The organism is Acinetobacter lwoffii (assembly GCF_022967985.1).
In the GTDB taxonomy this organism is placed as follows: domain Bacteria; phylum Pseudomonadota; class Gammaproteobacteria; order Pseudomonadales; family Moraxellaceae; genus Acinetobacter.
The window spans coordinates 1-19,496 of sequence record NZ_JALJVC010000020.1; the positions used below are offsets into that span (position 1 = coordinate 1).

The 19,496-nt window shown below is 42.6% G+C and carries 20 protein-coding genes; 10 read left to right on the top strand and 10 right to left on the bottom strand.

The annotated features are described in order from the left end of the window. Positions 1-2: 2 nt before the first annotated feature. The 3 genes from MWG72_RS11810 to MWG72_RS11820 all read right to left on the bottom strand — a co-directional run bounded on the left by MWG72_RS11810 (position 3) and on the right by MWG72_RS11820 (position 3,412). Entirely contained in the window at positions 3-974 is a 972-nt protein-coding gene (locus tag MWG72_RS11810) for a methyltransferase (RefSeq protein WP_247144115.1), read from the bottom strand. Between the two features lie 336 nt (positions 975-1,310). Continuing rightward, positions 1,311-2,009 (bottom strand): pirin family protein, encoded by a 699-nt coding sequence (locus tag MWG72_RS11815; protein ID WP_247144116.1) that lies wholly within the window; start codon positions 2,007-2,009, stop codon positions 1,311-1,313. 179 nt (positions 2,010-2,188) lie between these two features. Next, positions 2,189-3,412, bottom strand: a complete 1,224-nt coding sequence (locus tag MWG72_RS11820; protein WP_005246859.1) for a L,D-transpeptidase family protein — start codon at positions 3,410-3,412, stop codon at positions 2,189-2,191. Positions 3,413-3,617: 205 nt separating this feature from the next. Here MWG72_RS11820 and hemE point away from each other — a divergent pair, with 205 nt between their 5' ends. From hemE to MWG72_RS11845, 5 genes are all read left to right on the top strand, one after another. After that, positions 3,618-4,688, top strand: a complete 1,071-nt coding sequence (gene hemE / locus MWG72_RS11825; protein ID WP_180086664.1) for a uroporphyrinogen decarboxylase — start codon at positions 3,618-3,620, stop codon at positions 4,686-4,688. A gap of 10 nt (positions 4,689-4,698) precedes the next feature. Continuing rightward, on the top strand, positions 4,699-5,502 hold the full coding sequence (locus MWG72_RS11830) for a DUF817 family protein (RefSeq protein WP_247144117.1): 804 nt from the start codon (positions 4,699-4,701) through the stop codon (positions 5,500-5,502). A gap of 143 nt (positions 5,503-5,645) precedes the next feature. Continuing rightward, positions 5,646-6,116: a DUF3015 family protein gene (locus MWG72_RS11835; RefSeq protein ID WP_004279577.1), complete on the top strand. Its 471-nt coding sequence runs from the start codon at positions 5,646-5,648 to the stop codon at positions 6,114-6,116. Between the two features lie 77 nt (positions 6,117-6,193). Beyond that, entirely contained in the window at positions 6,194-8,080 is a 1,887-nt protein-coding gene (locus tag MWG72_RS11840) for an Lnb N-terminal periplasmic domain-containing protein (protein WP_247144118.1), read from the top strand. Between the two features lie 198 nt (positions 8,081-8,278). Further along, on the top strand, positions 8,279-9,676 hold the full coding sequence (locus tag MWG72_RS11845; RefSeq protein WP_247144119.1) for a diguanylate cyclase: 1,398 nt from the start codon (positions 8,279-8,281) through the stop codon (positions 9,674-9,676). Positions 9,677-9,687: 11 nt separating this feature from the next. Here the strand turns inward: MWG72_RS11845 and MWG72_RS11850 are convergent, their stop codons facing one another. From MWG72_RS11850 to MWG72_RS11880, 7 genes are all read right to left on the bottom strand, one after another. Continuing rightward, complete coding sequence (locus tag MWG72_RS11850) at positions 9,688-10,248, bottom strand: DUF4385 domain-containing protein (RefSeq protein WP_247144120.1); 561 nt, start codon at positions 10,246-10,248, stop codon at positions 9,688-9,690. 114 nt (positions 10,249-10,362) lie between these two features. Further along, entirely contained in the window at positions 10,363-10,797 is a 435-nt protein-coding gene (locus tag MWG72_RS11855) for a hypothetical protein (RefSeq protein ID WP_004646396.1), read from the bottom strand. Positions 10,798-11,119: 322 nt separating this feature from the next. Beyond that, on the bottom strand, positions 11,120-11,668 hold the full coding sequence (gene folE / locus MWG72_RS11860; protein ID WP_171065034.1) for a GTP cyclohydrolase I FolE: 549 nt from the start codon (positions 11,666-11,668) through the stop codon (positions 11,120-11,122). A 93-nt stretch (positions 11,669-11,761) separates the two neighbouring features. Then, a complete protein-coding gene (locus tag MWG72_RS11865) occupies positions 11,762-12,445 on the bottom strand; it encodes a Smr/MutS family protein (RefSeq protein WP_247144121.1) in 684 nt (227 codons plus the stop codon). 198 nt (positions 12,446-12,643) lie between these two features. Next, complete coding sequence (gene trpC, locus MWG72_RS11870) at positions 12,644-13,450, bottom strand: indole-3-glycerol phosphate synthase TrpC (protein ID WP_247144122.1); 807 nt, start codon at positions 13,448-13,450, stop codon at positions 12,644-12,646. Positions 13,451-13,470: 20 nt separating this feature from the next. Next, positions 13,471-14,517, bottom strand: a complete 1,047-nt coding sequence (gene trpD / locus MWG72_RS11875; protein WP_064095533.1) for an anthranilate phosphoribosyltransferase — start codon at positions 14,515-14,517, stop codon at positions 13,471-13,473. A gap of 9 nt (positions 14,518-14,526) precedes the next feature. Beyond that, on the bottom strand, positions 14,527-15,111 hold the full coding sequence (locus tag MWG72_RS11880) for an anthranilate synthase component II (RefSeq protein ID WP_004646400.1): 585 nt from the start codon (positions 15,109-15,111) through the stop codon (positions 14,527-14,529). A gap of 808 nt (positions 15,112-15,919) precedes the next feature. Here MWG72_RS11880 and glnA point away from each other — a divergent pair. From glnA to MWG72_RS11905, 5 genes are all read left to right on the top strand, one after another. Next, positions 15,920-17,335, top strand: a complete 1,416-nt coding sequence (gene glnA, locus MWG72_RS11885; protein ID WP_004279641.1) for a type I glutamate--ammonia ligase — start codon at positions 15,920-15,922, stop codon at positions 17,333-17,335. A 90-nt stretch (positions 17,336-17,425) separates the two neighbouring features. Further along, positions 17,426-17,701 (top strand): hypothetical protein, encoded by a 276-nt coding sequence (locus tag MWG72_RS11890; RefSeq protein WP_213687059.1) that lies wholly within the window; start codon positions 17,426-17,428, stop codon positions 17,699-17,701. A gap of 2 nt (positions 17,702-17,703) precedes the next feature. Further along, on the top strand, positions 17,704-18,210 hold the full coding sequence (locus MWG72_RS11895) for a chorismate--pyruvate lyase family protein (RefSeq protein WP_247144123.1): 507 nt from the start codon (positions 17,704-17,706) through the stop codon (positions 18,208-18,210). 5 nt (positions 18,211-18,215) lie between these two features. Continuing rightward, positions 18,216-19,094, top strand: coding sequence for a 4-hydroxybenzoate octaprenyltransferase (gene ubiA, locus MWG72_RS11900; protein WP_247144124.1), 879 nt, complete (start codon positions 18,216-18,218; stop codon positions 19,092-19,094). A gap of 136 nt (positions 19,095-19,230) precedes the next feature. Continuing rightward, complete coding sequence (locus tag MWG72_RS11905; protein WP_114541940.1) at positions 19,231-19,494, top strand: hypothetical protein; 264 nt, start codon at positions 19,231-19,233, stop codon at positions 19,492-19,494. The last annotated feature ends 2 nt before the right edge of the window (positions 19,495-19,496 follow it).

Sequence of the window (19,496 nt, forward strand, 5' to 3'; positions counted from 1 at the left end):
CTTTAATTGCCTACTTCAATCTTGATTAATGCCAACGCAATTCTTTCCACATGTTGGTAAGCCGATTGTTCCAGTTCTTCACCAAAAATATCCGGATCAATTTCCTCATAGGACCAAGTTATATTGTGATGCTGTTTCATCAAATCTTTAAGATGCTGCAAAAACAGATTGCCATGCTCAGTCACGGTCACTCCAGTATATAGGAATAAACGTCCACCAGAATTCAGTCGCTGTAAACCTTCTTTTATAATCCTGAATGATAAATCACAGCCATCCAGTTTATTACCACCATGACGGTATTGACGTTGATCTGGATCAATTAAATACGGCGGATTAGCAAAAATCAGATCAAATTTTCCATCAAGATTGGAAAATAAATTACTTTGAACCGGATGAATATGGTTTAAGCCGGAAAAACTGATATTAATCTGGCTATAGAGCAAGGCTTTGGGATTCAGGTCTGCAACCATAATTTCATTAACATCTGGAAAATGTCTGGCAATACTGATTGCGGCTGCTGAAGTGCCACAACACATTTCCACGACCCGTTTGAAAGGGTGAGTCTGAGCAGCTAGATATTGCTTGAGATGATAGATAAAGCGATAAGTATCCGGACCAAAAAATACCGCATCTTGCTGAGTAGTCGGAAAAGCTGAATGAATAAAGAGTTCGCCATCGAGTGAAGAAACCCGAACCTGACTCAAGTATTGATCTTCCTGAACCTGTAGAAGCTGATGTTCTTGCAATAATGTAAAAAGGGCAGAATCAAGATCAGTTTTTTTAAAGTTTAGATTCCAGCCAAAGATATCCTGATGGGTTCTGTGCTTATAAATTTCATTCTTTTTTCGATTCAGAATTCGCTGGTGGGAAAGCGGTGTAATGGTCGTAAACTGATAATCTTGTTGTTTTAAAAAGGCTAATAAATAAAGCAAAGCTTGCTGCGGGCTGCTTTGAATCTCTAAAATTTGGTTCATACGGATATGCTCTTCTATTTATTTAACCTACATGAAAAGATTAATTCACTTTATGCCTGCAAAAGACAATATCAAACCAGTCGTGAATGATCAAAGCTATACAGCACTGGATTCCATGGAAAGGGATCAGTTTATATTCACCTAAATAATGCATTGCTTAGGTAAAAATGTGATGAGAATTGGTTGGATTTGTATACGTCGTAGGCATAATTTTATTGGTTAAGCAGCCTTATTATGATTTTGCGAACTATTATTTTTTATTCATTATTCTATGTATAAAAAAGGCTATTCATCAAAATGATCAATAGCCTTTGTAGAGGGAGCCTTATTAAAAGTTTAGTTTGGTACTTCAGGTAAGTCAAACCAGATCACTTGCGCATCTTCGCTTGCTTTAATTTCTGTGTCATCCAGAAAAGCAATTGCGCCGCCAGCTTCAATCTTATGTTCAGCAATCTGGATAGCGCCAGAAATGACATGGACATAATTAATATGCTGGGTCGCTTTCACTTCCAGACTTTGGCCTTGGTGAATCACCGTAGTTTTGACTTCGGCATTCTGACGAATATGCATCGGTGCATTGTCATTCGGACCACAAATCAAATGCCACTGGTTCGGTTGCTCATGTGGATCCAGACGGATTTGCTGATAGTTCGGCTTGGCATCACGTTCATTTGGAATAATCCAGATTTGCAGTAAATGGACCTGTTCGTCGCCTTGGTTCATTTCACTGTGTCGCACACCGGTTCCTGCACTCATCAGTTGCCATTCACCCGCAGCGATTCCGCCATGATTGCCCATGCTATCCTGATGGGTAATGGCTCCTTTCAGCACACAGGTCAGGATTTCCATATTGTCATGTGGATGTGTTCCAAAACCCTGATGTCCATCAATTAGATCATCATTAATAACGCGTAAAGCACTGACACCCATATACTTTGGGCTATACCAGTTACCAAATGAGAAGCTGTGTTTAGACTCCAGCCAGCCCATTTTTACATGACCACGATTTTCGCTCGGATGTAGAAAAGCATTCATGATTTTATCTCGACATTATTTTTAACTTGAGATCATCATACTGTCGTTTTATAATTGAAAAAATCTCAAATAGGCGACAGATCATTGCATTTTTGCAACGACAGAGCTGCGAGTAAACATAAGGAATAAAAAAGCCCGCTCAAAAGCAGGCTGTTTTATTTAAATCGTTAGACCGGTCATCATTCTAAGAAACGAACCGTTACGCCAGATTTGACTTTACGGCCAAGATCATTGGCATCCCAGTTAGTTAAACGAATACAACCATGTGACGCTGTTTTCGAAATGGTAGATGGATTTGGTGTCCCGTGAATACCGAATGATTTCTTGCTTAAACCAATCCAGATATTCCCGACAGGACCGTTAGGACCCGGTGGTAAAGACAGTGGTTTTAAGTTTTTACCTTGTACAAAGTTAGACGGTGAGTAGCTGTACCAAGGGTTTGGTGCAACACCTGTTACTTTATAGGTTCCGGTCGGAGATGGTGTATCCGCACTACCAATGGTGGCAGGGAATGACGCGATCATTTGATTTTTACTGTTAAATAAGTACAGTTGTTTCGCACCTTTATGTGCAACAATCAAGTGAATACCTTCAGGCAAGTCATTACGTACATTACTGACCAGTAATTTTTCCCCAACTTTATTAAAGTTAGCATTTGGATTGAGTTTCTTTAAGAAATTCTCATCCATATGGAATTTTTCACTCAACATTTCACTGACACGTGTGTAGTACAAGCCTTTCATTTTCGCCTGTAACGCATAATCTGAAGGAATAGACTTGGCAAATGGGCCTGCCAGATCTTTTTCAGTAATGGTGTATTCAACAAAGGCTGGCTTAGAACCCTGACGTGCAACTAGTTTATCCCAGGTTTCCTGAGTCAAAACACCTGTCGGTTTAATGCCATTCATTTGCTGGAAAGATGCAATGGCTTTTAGTGTATTTTTACCGCTGGTTCCGTCAATCGCCCCCGGTGATGCATGGGCATTATTCAGCATGACATGTGCACGTGCGTAAACTGGGAATTGACCTGCACCGATATTTTCATACCACTGGGCATTATTTAAGCCGTCTAAAGTCCACGAAGCTTTGGTCGCTGCAGAGTTAGTCGATGCTTTGGTATTTGGTGCTGCGCCAATAGAAGCAGTCTGATCTTCGGTATCCTGTAGCTCATTCAGCGCTTCAGATGCCTGTTTTAAGTCTTGTTGTTCTTGTGCGGTAATTTGCGCTTCTGCAGGTGCTGCTTGGGCCGCTGAAGCTTCAGTTGCTAATGGATCAATCGGATCTTGCACTGCAACATCAGTCACCACTTGGGGTTTTAATGGTTGTTCAGCAGTAGACGCGGCAAAAACTTGACCTGCGAAAATGCAACCTAGACTCACAGCGAGCATTGTGCGAACGAACATGTAACTCAACCTTAAGAATTATTTCTTTAACTATGTGAAAAAACACTATAAGTATTACAGAAAAAATGTGGAGATGCAGTAGTTGTTTTGTGTAAATCACTAGGTTGCCGTTCAATCCGATCGGTTTTTAAAGTTGCCAGAAGTTATTAAAACTGCGGCCTTTTTGCTATGATGTTGGCAATGTCAAAGAAAGATGGGAATGTGAATGACGACCTTAAAAAATGATCGTTTTCTGCGCGCATTGTTGCGTGAGCCTGTAGATGCTACGCCAGTATGGATGATGCGTCAGGCTGGCCGTTATTTGCCTGAGTACCGCGAAACGCGTACCAAGGCAGGAGATTTCCTTTCGCTTTGCAAGAATACTGAACTGGCCTGTGAAGTAACTTTGCAGCCTTTACGCCGTTATGATCTTGATGCCGCGATTTTATTCTCGGATATCTTGACGGTTCCGGATGCTTTGGGACTGGGGCTGTATTTTGAAGCCGGTGAAGGCCCGAAATTTCACAAGACCATCCGTACCGAACAGGATGTCGCCAATCTGCCTGCATTTAATGCCAAGTCGGATCTGGATTATGTGATGAATGCCGTTTCGACCATTCGTTCAGCCTTGGGCGGTCAGGTTCCTCTGATTGGTTTCTCGGGCAGTCCATGGACTCTGGCAACGTATATGGTCGAAGGCGGTTCAAGCAAGGATTTCCGTTTTACCAAACAGATGATGTATGCGCAGCCTGAAGTTTTGCATGCTTTACTGGATCGTCTGGCTGATGCAGTGACTGAATATTTGAATGCGCAGATCGATGCGGGTGCACAAGCGGTACAGATCTTTGATAGTTGGGGTGGGGCATTAGCACATCGTGAATATATCGAGTTCTCGCTGAACTATATGCAGAAGATTGTCGCTGGTTTGCAACGTGAGAAAGACGGCCGCAAGATTCCGGTAATTCTGTTTACCAAAGGTGGAGGTCAATGGTTGGAACCGATGATTACGACAGGCGCAGATGCATTTGGTCTGGACTGGACCATGCCATTGAATGTCGCTCGTCAAACGGTTGCTGGTCGTGCAGCACTTCAGGGTAACCTGGATCCTGCAACTTTATATGGTTCATCAGACACCATCATTAAAGCGACAAAAGCCATGCTGGATGATGCCTATGCCAATGGCGAGAAAACCGGTTATGTTGCCAATTTAGGTCATGGTATTACCCAGTGGGTTGATCCGGCGAATCCAAAAGCATTTATTGATACCGTACATGAGTATAGTGCCAAATATCTTTAGGATGTAAACCTTGATCGATCTATTCAAATCAGGGTTTGAATTTACTTATAAGGCAGCTTCGGCTGCCTTATTTGGGATTTTACTCCTGCTCGCTTTTGCGCTGACTGCTTCTATGGGCAGCGATCTCTTCTTTGGTTTTTACCGGTATGACTATCTGCTTTTTTTTGCTTTGCTGATTCAGGTGATATTGCTCTATACCAAACTGGAATCCTGGGCTGAAGCCAAAGTGATTGCGTTATTTCATCTCATGGCCATGGTGATGGAAATCTTCCTGACCCATCCGGCAATTGCTTCCTGGCATTACCCACAGCCCGCGGTATTTAAAATCCTGACCGTGCCTTTATTTGCTGGTTTTATGTATTCTGCGGTCGGCAGCTTTTTTGCCCGTTCTTTACGTCTATATCAGGTTTCACTTGAAAAATTGCCGCGTTTCAGTCATATGCTGGCTTTGGCTGTCTTGTCTTATATCAACTTTATGAGCAAGTTTTTTATTTCCGACTATCGCATGCTTTTATTTGTCTGGAGTGTGCTGATGTTCTGGAAAACCAAAATCCGCTTTCAGCTGAATCAGCATGCTTTTCAGTTGCCGATGTTACCCGTACTGCTGATTCTGGCGTTTATTATCTGGATTGCCGAGAACATCAGTACCTTTTACCAGATCTGGCTCTATCCAAGCCAGATTGAGCAATGGCATATGGTGGGATGGGGCAAACTGGGCTCCTGGTATTTGTTGTTATTGCTGAGTCTGGTGTTAGTACTGAAAATCTTGGGACAGCGTAATTCACAAGGCGATTGGGCGCTCAAGGAACAGTAAAATCAATCAGGTTATGTTTATGTAAAGCATACATTTTTTCAATTGCGCCAAACTTGACTTGTCGCTACTCTGCTGAGTATGTAATTTAAATTACATTATTAGAGTAATAACAAAGATTGCATGAGAATAATTGGAGAATAACTATGTTGAAAAAAATTATGCTGGCGGCGGTATTGGCGACTGGTTCAAGCATGGCGATGGCTGACCGAGATGTCGGTTGTGGTATCGGAAGCCAGGTGTGGGCGGGTCAGTCTGGTATTATTCCTAAACTCTTTGCAGGTACGACCAACGTTCTGTTCACGAATCAGTGGCTCGGGATCACTTTTGGTACTTTAGGTTGTAGCCAGGGCGGTACCGTAACCGCTCAAGTGGTGACCTTTACCAATGAAAACGCTGAAGCATTGGCGCGTGATATGGCAGTTGGAGAGGGTGAAAGCCTGAATGTTCTGGCTGAACTTTTGAATATTAAATCTGAAGATAAAGCTCGTTTCTTTAGCGTTTCCAAGCAGAATTTCTCTGAAATTTATTCCGAAGAAAACCAGAATACATTACAAGTTTTAAGCACCTTACAAACTGTGATGGCCAAAGATGAAGTATTGAAATCCTACATCTGATCCGCACCCTAAAAACCCTGCTGTTCTGGCAGGGTTTTCTTATGACTAAAAGAAATTGATGAGAATAAGTTAACTGAATGAAATATGCGTTCTTCATGTTGGGCCTGACATTCAGCCCTTTAAGTTTTTCTAGCGAAATTAATCCAGACATCCAGCATTATATCGCTCAGGCCGAAACTCAGCGTCTGGATCAGAGCACTACCTGGCAACGTCTCATGTATGCCAATCCCCAAGGTCATAGCGAGGTTAACTATTCGGGCTATTTCCTGGCAGAGCAGGGAAAAACTGATCTAAAAAAAGAAATGCAGCATAACATTCAGGCTTTATTCCTGAGCGCAGAGCCGAATCAGTCCGTCCGCTGTAAGTTTCCTGCACGCAGCAGCTGGTTAATGCAGCAATTGAATATTTCCGAGCAACAATTGCCTGCGGTCAGTTGCCCGGATTTGGATAAATGGATTGGCGAGGTCAAGCCTTATCAGGCAACCCTAATCTATGCCACGGATTTTATGGGTAATCCCAGCTCGATGTTTGGTCATACCTTGTTGCGTCTGGACCCTAAAGACCAGCAACAACTCAATCTGATTTCTTATGCGGTCAACTATGCTGCGACGGTCGATGGCAATGACAACTGGTCCTTTGCCTGGAAAGGACTAACCGGACAATATCCGGGTGAATATTCACTGATGCCGTATTACCGCAAGGTCAAAGAGTATGGTGACTTTGAAAGCCGGGATTTGTGGGAATATGAATTAAACTTAAGTCCGCAAGAAACCAGGTTTTTGGTACAGCATCTCTGGGAAATGCAAAATGTAAGTTTCCCTTATTATTTTATCAGTGATAATTGCGCTTATCGCCTACTGGGACTGTTTGATCTGGTACGTCCCGAGCTAAATCTACAGAAACAGTTTAATTCGACTGCGATTCCGATTGAAACACTAAAAGTAGTAGAACAGCAGGGCTTGATCAAACAGAAAGTTTACCGTCCGGCGCTTGAAACTCAATTGCTGGCACAGTCCAGACAGCATGGCAAAGCGCTGGCAAAAACTGCGCATCAGCTGGCTTATGCAGAAACAGGTGCAATGCCTTCAATCTTGCAGCCCTATCCGGCAGAAGATCAGGCCAAAATTCTGGAAATGGCCTATGATCATTTATATCTGGACTTTCTCCGACAAACAGTCGATAAATCATTTTCCCAGCCACGTTTCCGCAAGTTACTGGGTTTAAGAAGCCAGCTGGATATCGAGAAACAGCGTAAAGCGCCGGAACGTCCAAAAACAGATCCAGTACAAAGCCATCATGCACGAAATATCAGTCTTCAGGCCGGACAGGTTCAGGGTGAATCCTTTGTCCAGCTTGGCCATCGGCAGGCCTATCATGATCTCATCGACCCGCAAGGTGGTTTTCGAACCGGAACACAATTGTTGTTTCTAGATGGGGCTTTGCAATATCGTGACAGTGAGCTCAAGCTGGAACATCTGGATCTATTTACTGTCAATTCCTATAACCCGGTCAATCCGTTTAATACGCCATTATCCTGGGGTTTTAATCTGGGCTGGAAACAGGAGGCACTGGATGCGCATGGCCAGTTTAGTGAAGATGAACAGCATGGCGTCGCCAGCTTAAAAACTCAGGGTGGTTATAGCTGGGCAAATGCCAGCCGTGAACATCTATGTTATGCGCAAATGCAAACTCAGCTACAGGCAGGCAAGGCACTGGATCAAGGCTGGCGCGTAGGTGCTGGCCCTACTGTGGGGTGCCAGAATATCTGGAGCGATCAGATCAACAGTCTGGTGCAGGTGGAACTGCCTTATTGGGAAGATTCGCATCGCTGGCAGCTGAAACTGAATACTGAACTCCAATATGCATTCAATCCACAACATGCGCTTCGGCTGTCTTGGGAATATCAGCAACAGCAGTCCAAAGACTGGGATCAGTGGAGTCTTGGTTTGATCCGGTATTTTTAAGATTGAGTTAAAACTGATTAACACTATTCATAAAGTGCTGTGTATCCATGAGGTTGCTGTTCGGTTTTCCCTTGTATAAAAAAATTGGCTAGGTTGGGTACAAATAATCTGGTCGATATTTTAGGAAAAATACCTGATATTTGTTATATTTGTCACATAATGTGAGTGCGAATTGCAAGGTTTTGGGGAACACACAGTATGAATAATGAATGCATGGCAAGACTGGCCGAGCAATGGGAACAGATCTGTCAAAATTATTCATCTGATGACTTATTGCATGCCTTTCACTTTATTCAAGATCACTCCCTGATTCTGGTGGAAGAATTCTATAAAAACATGCTCCTTGAAAAGGAATCTGCAGAATTCTTTTCTGATGACTTGATTCAACAGCGCTTGCGCGACACTTTAAATGCTTGGCTACTTGAAAGCTTTAGTGTGGGAATTAATAAACGCTATGCCGATGCCGTGCAGAAACAGGCGATGGTGGGGCATGTGCATGCGCGTGTCGGAATTCCGTCTTGGCTGATCATGCGCGGTGTGCGTGAAATTGAGCGTAAAATGTTTGAACTGCTGGATGAGAATCCTCACCACAGTATGTTGACCACCTGCAGTTATATTGTCCAGATCATGGGATTTGCCACAGAAGTCATGTGCCGATCTTATGAAGCTAAAACAGCCATGAATCAGGAAATTAAACACAGTTATCGTGTTTTTTCAGCAATGCAGGATGTGGCCGTACAAAAAGATAAACAGCGCAGTTCATTGCTAGACTGGGAAAATGAGCTCATGTTCAAGGTCTTTTCTGAGCATGAAAAATTGAATCATCCGATGTTGTCCAAGTCGGAGTTTGGTTTATGGTTTATTCATAAAGCCTCTTATGCTTTTACCGGTTCTGATCAGGTCGATTTAATCATTGAGCGAATTTATCAAGTCGATGAACTTAATCAAGATATTATGGACTGTACGGACAAAAACAATATGCTGGGACTGATCCAACGAATCCGTGACTTGAACCGTGAGATTCAGTTGTTAGTAGATCAGTTATTTCAGGTGGCCGAATATATTGAATCAGGTAATGATTCATTGACCCAGTTATTGAATCGTCGTTATTTGAATACCATTATTTCACGTGAAATCACTTTTTCCCGTAAGAATCATACGCCTTTGTCTTTACTTGCCATTGATGCTGATTATTTCAAAAGTATTAATGACAAATTCGGACATGCAGCAGGTGATCTGGCCTTGAAATTTCTGGCCGAAGCATTGCAAAAATACAGTCAGGGCAGTGATTATGCTTTCCGGGTCGGCGGTGAAGAGTTTTTGCTATTACTGGTGGATACTGATGAGAAACGTGCCCTCAATATTGCCGAAAGTATTCGTAAATATATTGAAAATGGCATGATTAATTCGGCACAAGGCCAGCAGTTTAAATTTACGGTCAGTATTGGTTGTGTGCTTTATGATGGACATCCGGATTATCAGCGCTTCCTGAATGCGGCAGATTCTGCCTTGTATATGGCGAAGAACAACGGGCGTAACAGAGTTTATATTGCTCATCAGTCCTTGAACCCTGTCGCACAGCCACTCTCAGTTTAAATGAAAGGTTTTTAGCCAGTTGCAGACTGCTGCTCTATAAATTCCTGAAATTTCTGTTTTTGCTGGAGATATTCGGGATGATTTTTAGCTTCATCCCATTTCTGTTTAAAGATTTTGGCAGCAGCGGCTTTAACCGGATCTTCATGATTACGTGGCAGCTCGGAACGGCCATGCGCACCACTCAAGCCTTTTTTATCCTCCGGAACCGGGCCATCGTATTTTTTGCCACCTTTATGATTGGCATAACGTCGGGCACGGGTGAAACCCATCTGTAAAAACTTGCGTGCCATGTCCGCACCGATAAAATCTTCTTGCTTTAAATAGTCTAGAAAAAGCTGATAGATTTTCTCGCTACTGGCTTGTGCTTTTTCTTCATCTGCAAAGCGCCAGTGCGGCAGGATTTCTGATTTATAAGGCTCAACCAGTAATACACCTTGTTCACCACGGCCAATCCGGTAGAGCTCCGGTCGTTTGCGGAAATTAACCTTTGCAAAGTCCAGAGAATAATCAAAACTATTCGAAACTACACGTGACGGGCGTTTTGGTGGCGCTACTTTGGCAGATGGCTTCATATTCGGCCTTTTCTGAAATTTAAAATTGCTCAATATTTCAGCTAATACAAATTATAAAAATAAAGGGGCAGGATACAGAAAAGCCCCTGTCATTTAGAGCTAGGGGCTTTCATTTTACTTCGATTTTTTTGAACTGGTCTTCGAGGTTTTAGCCTTGGTTGACTTGCTCTTAGAGGAGCTACTCGACTGCTTTTTAGCAGGCGCCGATTTTTTTGAAGAAGACTTTTTCACTTTAGTGTCGTCTTTACTCTTGTTGCTGCTTTTCGCTTTAGCCGGTTTTTTCGCGGAAGAGGTCTTTTGGTCTTTCGCTTTATCACTGGCTTTTGAGCTCGAATTTTTCTTCGCCTTCACTTTTTCATCTTTGCTGGCATTGTCTTTCTTAGAAGATGCCGCTTTAGATTTACTGCTCGCCGCTTTTTTAGTGACTTTGCGATCACTGTCTTTGTCACTACTCTTATTCGACTTTTTCAGTTTCTCATCTTGGGTCTTTTTAGCAGTTTTTGCTGATTTTTTGCTGTCTTTCGCCTGGTTATTTTTACTATTCGCCATGGTTACTTTCCTTATCATTAAAAATCAATCAGAAAGATATAAAGCGCTTTGCTGTATATCAACTTCAAATTACTTTAAGGGGAGAGCGGCAGGATTAAAACTTTATCGTGTATCCAAGTGTAGGCTTGTTGCAAACACAAGCAGGAATTGTTCGAGTTCCAGACTAAAACATGGCAAGTTTTGGGACAGGTATTTAAACCCTGTTACCAGATGTCATTTATAGCAAGTGAGCTTTGGAGTTAAGTATTGATATCTATTCCTCCAAAAGCAAAAAACCCCGAATGATCGAGGTTTTGAGTAACTTATTTTTAAGCTTAAATAATTAATAGCTTTCTGGAACCGCACTTAAAAATTCACGGCGTGTTTCTTTATCGGTTTTAAAATCACCAATAAATGATACCGTACGTGTGGTTGATTCCTGCTTGCCTACACCGCGCATCATCATGCACATGTGCGCAGAATCAATGACTACGGCAACACCACGTGCTTTGGTGACTTCAGCCACGGCTTCTGCAATTTGCTGAGTCAGGTTTTCCTGAATCTGCAAACGGCGTGCAAACATTTCAGTAATGCGGGCAAATTTAGACAGGCCTAAAACATGACCTTCCGGCAAATAGGCGATATGCACGCGGCCATAAAATGGCAATAAGTGATGCTCACATAGCGAATAAAATTCGATGTTTTTGACCAAGACCATTTCACGGTTATCTGAAGGGAAGACCGCCTTGTTGGTCACTTCTTCAAGTGTCTGGCTATAACCCGAGGTTAAATATGAAAATGCTTTCGCAGCGCGCACAGGCGTATCTTTGAGACCAGGGCGATTTAGATCTTCGCCAACGGCAGTAAGAATGTTTGCGTAGGATTGCTGCATAGTCATATGACGTATTCACTTAAACTGAGAATGAACAAGGACGGCATTGTAGCAGAAAACTTTTACAATGCCTTGTTTTGAGGCTAAAACCGTTTACTGTTTGAACTTTGGATTCTTTTCTGTACGTTTGAGCAGAACCAATACTGCACCGGTACCGCCTTGCTTTTCAGGTGCACTGACAAAAGCCAAAACATCGCGATGCTGACGTAGCCAGCCGTTGACATAGGTTTTTAAAATCGCTTCCGGACCTTTACCATGTACGATTTTAATCACGTTCTGGTTTTCATCTTTGGCGATCTGGATAATCTGCAGCACGGCTTGACGCGCTTCTTCTACGGTACAGCCATGCAGATCCACAGCTTCAAACCAACGCAAGTTACCGGCTTTCAAGTCTTCAAACACTTTATGCTGCAAGGTGGCAATGCGATAGCTCAAGTTGGCCTGACTCCCGACAGGATTGAGCATGGCCTGCGTATCTGATAAAGCCATTGCTTCTGTTTCCATCGGACCAGTAGCCGCTGCACGCTTTGCCAAGATTTGTGCATCCGGTTTTTTCTTGCGTGGCTTGTCTAGTTGAACCGTATTTCCCGATTCAATTTTTTGCACGCCCTGCATTTGCTTGCGGAATAATTCCAGTTCTTCTAACGCTTCTTGCTCGACAGTCTTTTCAACAGGTGCAGCAACGACCGCAGGCGTTTGCGGCTGTGTAATTTGCTTCTTAAAAGATTTCAGCAGGTTGTACTGGTCTTTAGATAATGAAGAATCGTGTTTACTCATAATGTAAAAACAAGGGAGATGCGGAATTTACAAGAATTATAGTCTGAAAATAGACAAAGGAGAACTGAATTGCGTTCATGACATTGCTGAGGATTTTAAATATGCTCGAGATTCTATGGTCTACTTTTCAATATTGAAAATAAAAAAGCCCAATCCTGAGATTGGGCTTTTTTAATGCTTAGGTAAGCATTTACAACTTTAAACCACTTCAGGCTCACCAAACAGATCACGGAAAGCATGATCCGGACGTGGCTGTTTCATGAAGCTTTCGCCGACCAGAAAGGCGTGAATATCATTTTTCTGCATCATCGCAACATCCGCAGGTGTGGCAATACCACTTTCAGTCACCAGCAGGCGTGAAGGGTCCAGTAATTTTTTCAAACGTAATGATGTGTTTAAATCCACATCAAAGGTTTTTAAATTACGGTTATTTACACCGAGCAGACAACGATCAGAAAGTTTTAAAGCACGGGATAGTTCTTCTTCATCGTGAACTTCAACCAGTACATCCAGATGATGTTCAAATGCAGTTTTAGACATTTCTTCTAACTGCTGGTCAGACAGGCAAGCCACAATTAGCAAGATACAGTCTGCATGCAGGGCACGTGCTTCGATAACTCCATAAGGATCGATCAGAAAGTCTTTGCGCAGTGCAGGCAGGTCGCAATGTGAACGGGCAATCTGAATGTTGTCATCGTGACCCTGGAAAAAGTCTACATCGGTCAGCACCGATAAACAGGCTGCACCTGCCTCCTGATACTGTGCTGCAATTTCCGCAGGGTTAAAGTTCTCGCGAATAATGCCCTTGGATGGCGAAGCTTTCTTAATTTCAGCAATGACACCCGGACGTTTCGACACTAAAGACTGGGCAAAACCACGCACAGGTGATGCACCTTGTGCCAGTTCTTCCAGATCTTTATAGCTTTTCTGCTTTAAACGTAGGGCAAATTCTTCTTTTTTACGGTCAACAATTTTGCCTAAAATTGTATTTGCGATATCCACCATGATCAAAATCCCTGACCGAATTAAGCTTCGTAATGTTTAATAGTTTTGGTAAATTCAGACAGTACACTCATTTTCTCAAGTGCCTGACCGCCATAGATAATGTCATGTGCCAGCGCAACACCTTGCTTATAGCTGCTGGTCAAACCGGAGACATAAATACCTGCGCCGGCATTCAGCGCGATCATATTGGCGGCTTTATCGCCGATGTCTGATTTTTTCTTGCCCAGTGCATCTTTGATTAAAGCCAGACTTTGCGCAGAATCTTCCACAATCAGTCCGGTCAGAGTTTGCGATTCAATATCGACCGATTCAGGAATAATTTCCCATTCGGTGACTTCGCCATTTTTCAGTTCAGCAACATGAGTTGAAGAGGCAATACTGATTTCATCCAGACCATCACGTGAATGTACCACCATCACATGTTCAGCACCGAGCTGTTTCATGACTTCCGCAATCGGACGGCAGAGTTCATTGGAAAATACGCCAATGACTAAACGATTTACTCCGGCCGGATTCGTAAGCGGGCCAAGTAAATTGAAAATACTACGAATTCCTAATTCTTTACGTGGGCCGATTGCATATTTCATGGCTTGATGATGATTCGGCGCAAACAGGAAACCGACACCAACGTCACGGATACAGCGTTCAGTCTGCTGCATATTCAGGTCCAGGTTAATCCCGGCCTGTTCCAGTAAATCCGACGAACCTGATTTGGTCGAAACGCCGCGGTTACCATGTTTGGCAATGGTTGCGCCCGCTGCTGCAATTACAAATGCAGAAGCAGTAGAAACATTAAACAGGTTCTGGCCATCACCGCCTGTACCCACGATGTCCACTAAATATGGAATATCACTGACATCAATTTTGGTAGCCAGTTCACGCATAACACGTGCAGCTGCAGTAATCTCATCAATGCTTTCGCCTTTTAGGCGTAAGCCCATCAGCAGGGCACCAATCTGGGCATCGGTCGCTTCACCTGACATGATGGCGCGCATCACGTCTTGCATTTGATCCTGAGTCAGGTGAATGTTTTTAGTAATATTGCTTAAAGCTTGTTGAATATTCATAAGATGTTCTTAGGCATAAATTTCGAGAAAGTTTTTAAAGATTTGATGACCATGCTGGCTCAGAATCGATTCAGGATGGAACTGCACGCCTTCGACCGGCAATGTCTTATGTTTCACACCCATAATTTCTTCCATAGAGCCATCCGCTTCATTGGTCCAGCAGGTGACTTCCAGACATTCGGGCAAGGTAGCTTGATCAATCACCAGTGAATGATAGCGCGTTGCAGGAAATGGAGAAGGAAGATTGCTGAAAATCCCGGTATCACTGTGGTACATATCAGACAGACGGCCATGCATGACACGTTTGGCACGCACGATATCACCGCCAAATGCCTGCCCAATACTTTGATGACCAAGACAAACGCCCAGTAAAGGAATTTTGCCAGCAAAATGCTGAATGGCAGGAATAGAAATTCCTGCCTCACTTGGCGAGCACGGGCCGGGGCCAATCACTAAATACTTAGGTTGCCATCGCTCTATATCTTCCAATGTCACGGCATCATTACGGACTACTTTTACTTCTTGATTCAGTTCGCCAAAATATTGGACGATGTTATAAGTAAAGGAGTCATAGTTGTCGATCATTAAAAGCATGAGCTTAACCTATTGAAATTAATGCACTTAACTGTGCTAATGTGGTCCAGATCGTACTTTATTTATACGTGTTGCAAGCACTTGCCTGACACAACTAAATCATTGATTTCATTGTGTGAAAATAAAGCACGCTTCATCATAGCAAAAAATAGCCCCATTCGGCGCAACAATTTCGCTCAATTTATTGGCTTTAAAAACCTGTAGAAAATTAAATAAAATTTTATAATGATTTAAAGTAATAGGCTTACTCATAGAAAGATTTAAAAGGCTATTTTTTAGAGTAAAACTTAAAAATGAAAAAATTAAGGTCAAAGAGAGGTAAAATGCTTGATGAAAAAAACATCACTTGAATAATTAAGCTTTATATAAACTTTTCTATTGAAAGTAGATTTAAAGAAAATGCCTCATAATAGGCATACAATCCCAAATGAATCGCAAAATTTTCTTTACTGATATCTACTAAAAAAAGCTCAATTTTTAGCCAAAAACAAGTAAAAATATAACAAAAGTAAGAAAAAGCAGCATATTTGCTATAAAAAGCTATGTTTCTTATACATTTTTATAGATACATGCACTATTTAGGTGCGCTAAAAAATAAAGCTGAAATAAAATAAATGAAGAATGCTTGAATATAGTGCATTTAGTTTTGCAGCTAGTATAATAGCCGCAAAGTATTTTTGTCACTTCATGATTTCTTATAAAGATTTCAATATTTTATCTATACTTTTAAAAGTTGGTACGGTAATTGCTTAATAACTATCAACTGCTAACACGCACTTCACGGGTGCAACAAAAACATCGGAGCAAAATGAGCATGGCGAACAAGGTCCTTCAACTCATACAAGAAAGTGGCGCAAAATGGGTCGATTTTCGCTTTACTGATACCAAGGGTAAAGAGCAACACGTCACTTACCCAGCAGACAGTATTGATGAAGATACATTTGAAGACGGCAAAATGTTTGACGGTTCTTCAATTGCAGGTTGGAAAGGCATCGAAGCATCGGACATGATTTTACGTCCGGATGCGGCAACAGGTTTTATCGACCCGTTCTTTGCAGAGCCAACAGTTGTTGTAACTTGTGACGTAATCGAGCCATCAACTGGTCAAGGTTATGATCGTGACCCACGTTCGATTGCGCGCCGTGCAGAAGAATATTTGAAATCTACCGGTATCGGTGACACTGCATTCTTTGGTCCAGAACCAGAATTCTTCGTATTTGACGAAGTAAAATGGGAAATCGACATGTCTGGCGCGCGCCATACATTGATCGCTGAAGAAGCTGCTTGGTCAACTAACAAAGACTACGAAGGCGGTAACTCTGGTCACCGTCCACGCGTAAAAGGCGGTTACTTCCCAGTTCCTCCTGTAGATTCTTCACATGACATGCGTGCAGACATGTGTGCGCGTATCGAAGACATCATGGGTCCAGGTCGTGTAGAAGTACATCACCACGAAGTTGCTTCTTGCCAGTTAGAAATTGGTGTGAGCTTCAACACTATGGTGCGTAAAGCAGACGAAGTTCAACAGTTCAAATATGCGGTTTGGAACGTTGCGCATCAATATGCAAAAACAGCAACCTTTATGCCTAAACCAATGGTGGGTGATAACGGTTCTGGTATGCACGTGCATATGTCGATCTCTAAAGACGGCAAAAACCTGTTTGCTGGTGATGAATATGCAGGCCTTTCAGAAATGGCGTTGTACTTCATCGGTGGTGTAATTAAACATGCTCGTTCTTTGAATGCGATCACCAACCCTTCTACAAACTCGTATAAGCGTTTGGTTCCACATTTCGAAGCACCGATTATGCTTGCTTACTCAGCGCGTAACCGTTCTGCATCTATCCGTATTCCTTACGTGTCTAGCCCGAAAGGCAAGCGTATTGAAGCGCGTTTCCCAGATCCAATGATGAACCCGTACCTAGGTTTCGCGGCATTGTTGATGGCTGGTCTTGACGGTATTCAAAACAAGATCCACCCGGGTGAAGCTGCTGACAAGAACTTGTACGATCTTCCTCCTGAAGAAGAAGCGAAAATCCCTACAGTGGCGCATAGCCTGGATATGGCGCTTGAAGCACTTCAAGCGGATCATGATTACCTGTTAAAAGGTGGCGTGTTCACGAAAGAAATGCTTGATGCTTATATCGAGCTTAAAACTGAAGAAGTTCGTCGTCTAAACACGACTACTCACCCAGTTGAATTTGATATGTACTACAGCTTGTAATTCATCACGAATTAAAGCGAAGAAAACCCGCGCATGTCGCGGGTTTTTTTGTATCATCTATTTATAATTTTAAATGATTGATGGGCTTAAATGGCACAACGTAAAAAGCAGACCAGCTTTTATCCATGGATTGATCCAAAAGATCATGACAAAGGTTTTAAGTTGAACTTCTCTGAAGTGACTTATCTTGAAGTGGGGCGGACTCCCGAGGGTTATAAGCAGGCTCAATTTGTGGCGCTGAAAAATCCTGAAATGGCGCTGGATTATGCTTATCCAGAATCATTTTATTTGAGTACTGAAGGTTTTATTTTAATTAAAACCCCACAAGGTAAATATGAAATCATTGCAAAAACAGATAACTGTTAACAATGAATAGTCGTTCTAGAAATCAAAATCAGCGTGTGTTGCTGTCAACTCTGCCTGTTGAGTTAAAACCGTGGCTGTATGCATCGGGTTCACTCACGCAACAACTGACCGATTTGGCGCAAGGACAATTCCATGTCGAGCCAATTCAAGAGCATTTTCAGCGTTTAAGCTTTGCCAATGCCAAATGGATGCAGATGTCACATCAGCATACTTCCTGGGTGCGTGAAAGTTATCTCTACGGCTCGGAACAGTCTCCTTGGGTGAAAGCCAAAAGCATCTTTCCGATTTTAAGCCTGCAAAAAAAAGCCCGAATTTTTCAGCATATTGGCGCCAAACCGATTGGCTGGTTTCTGTTTCAGCGCACTAATCCACTGTGCCAGCGCCGGGTGGTACTTTTAGATGAGGGCTGGACCCGTCAGAGCTGCTATACTTGGCACGGCTGTAAATTTATCGTACAAGAAACATTTTTACCGGCATTTGAACACTTTATACAAAATTCACGGGCTTGATTTTTATGGCAACCGCACAAGCAATCACCTGGCGTGAGCGTCTTAGCGCCTATTATTATCTTTGTCGTTTTGATAAACCGATTGGGACTGAACTGGTTTTTTGGCCTACCATGTGGGCGCTGTGGATTGCAGCTCAGGGCATGCCACGTATTGAAATTTTAATTCCCATGATTTTGGGTGTGATTTTTATGCGGGCGGCAGGCTGTGCCATTAATGATTTTGCTGACCGTAAAGTCGATGCACATGTGGAGCGTACTAAAAACCGTCCGCTAGCGACTGGGATTATCAGTGCCAAAGAAGCTGTGATGGTATTTCTGGTTTTGGTGTCTGCCAGTGCCTGCCTACTATTTTTTCTGCCAATCGAAACTTTTTACTGGTCATTTGGGGCTTTATTTTTAGCGTTTATTTATCCTTTTATGAAGCGCTATACCCATTTACCTCAAGTCTTTTTGGGTGCAGCATTTTCCTGGTCGATTCCGATGGCTTATACCGCAGTTGGACAAACGCCGGATTTAACCTGCTGGCTTCTATATTTTGGTAATCTGGCCTGGACCGTAGCCTATGATACGCAATATGCAATTGCAGATCGTGAATACGATTTAAAGATTGGGGTGAAATCAACCGCGATCTTATTTGGTCGATATGATATTCAGATCATTAGCGCTTTGCAGGCTAGTAGTATTTTATTGATAGGTGCTGCATTGTGGCTAGAAAATTTATTGCTTCCATTTGGTCTGGCTGCATTAATTGTTGTTGCTCTTGATTTTATTTACCAATGGATAAAAACACGGGATAAAGATCCACAGCTGTGTTTCTGGGCGTTTAGGCATAACCGCTGGATTGGACTGATTATTTTTGCAGGAATACTACTGGCTTTGAGGTAGTGACTGTCTATCGACTGAGAAAAAAGCGTCCTATAAGGATGCTTTTGTTATTGCCTAATCTATAAGGCTTGAGCTATGACTTTATTTTGTTATATTGGGCAGTGTAATTAAATGACGAAATTAAAGCAGGTTTGTTATGTCCGAGCAGTCACAGCCCCGCAGTGTCAAAAAGCTATTGATCTTCGGTACGCTTGCACTTTGTATTCCGGTATTTTTAATTAGTATGGCATTTCTTGCAGTGAATAGTGATGCTAAAAATCAGGAAAAATACAAGCAGCAGCAGGCAGATATGATTGCGCGTATTGAAGCACGAGAAGCTGCGGAAAAGCTCAAAGCAGAGCAGGATGCTAAGGCAAATTCAACACAAGCTGTGTCTAAAAGTAGTGCAACAGCACCTTAATC

Coding starts and splice junctions, on each gene's coding strand:
- MWG72_RS11810 (WP_247144115.1), bottom strand. CDS start 974: ATGAACCAAATTTTAGAGATTCAAAGCAGCCCGCAGCAAGCTTTGCTT.
- MWG72_RS11815 (WP_247144116.1), bottom strand. CDS start 2,009: ATGAATGCTTTTCTACATCCGAGCGAAAATCGTGGTCATGTAAAAATG.
- MWG72_RS11820 (WP_005246859.1), bottom strand. CDS start 3,412: ATGTTCGTTCGCACAATGCTCGCTGTGAGTCTAGGTTGCATTTTCGCA.
- hemE (WP_180086664.1), top strand. CDS start 3,618: ATGACGACCTTAAAAAATGATCGTTTTCTGCGCGCATTGTTGCGTGAG.
- MWG72_RS11835 (WP_004279577.1), top strand. CDS start 5,646: ATGTTGAAAAAAATTATGCTGGCGGCGGTATTGGCGACTGGTTCAAGC.
- MWG72_RS11840 (WP_247144118.1), top strand. CDS start 6,194: ATGAAATATGCGTTCTTCATGTTGGGCCTGACATTCAGCCCTTTAAGT.
- MWG72_RS11845 (WP_247144119.1), top strand. CDS start 8,279: ATGAATAATGAATGCATGGCAAGACTGGCCGAGCAATGGGAACAGATC.
- MWG72_RS11850 (WP_247144120.1), bottom strand. CDS start 10,248: ATGAAGCCATCTGCCAAAGTAGCGCCACCAAAACGCCCGTCACGTGTA.
- MWG72_RS11855 (WP_004646396.1), bottom strand. CDS start 10,797: ATGGCGAATAGTAAAAATAACCAGGCGAAAGACAGCAAAAAATCAGCA.
- folE (WP_171065034.1), bottom strand. CDS start 11,668: ATGCAGCAATCCTACGCAAACATTCTTACTGCCGTTGGCGAAGATCTA.
- MWG72_RS11865 (WP_247144121.1), bottom strand. CDS start 12,445: ATGAGTAAACACGATTCTTCATTATCTAAAGACCAGTACAACCTGCTG.
- trpC (WP_247144122.1), bottom strand. CDS start 13,450: ATGGTGGATATCGCAAATACAATTTTAGGCAAAATTGTTGACCGTAAA.
- trpD (WP_064095533.1), bottom strand. CDS start 14,517: ATGAATATTCAACAAGCTTTAAGCAATATTACTAAAAACATTCACCTG.
- MWG72_RS11880 (WP_004646400.1), bottom strand. CDS start 15,111: ATGCTTTTAATGATCGACAACTATGACTCCTTTACTTATAACATCGTC.
- glnA (WP_004279641.1), top strand. CDS start 15,920: ATGAGCATGGCGAACAAGGTCCTTCAACTCATACAAGAAAGTGGCGCA.
- MWG72_RS11890 (WP_213687059.1), top strand. CDS start 17,426: ATGGCACAACGTAAAAAGCAGACCAGCTTTTATCCATGGATTGATCCA.
- MWG72_RS11895 (WP_247144123.1), top strand. CDS start 17,704: ATGAATAGTCGTTCTAGAAATCAAAATCAGCGTGTGTTGCTGTCAACT.
- ubiA (WP_247144124.1), top strand. CDS start 18,216: ATGGCAACCGCACAAGCAATCACCTGGCGTGAGCGTCTTAGCGCCTAT.
- MWG72_RS11905 (WP_114541940.1), top strand. CDS start 19,231: ATGTCCGAGCAGTCACAGCCCCGCAGTGTCAAAAAGCTATTGATCTTC.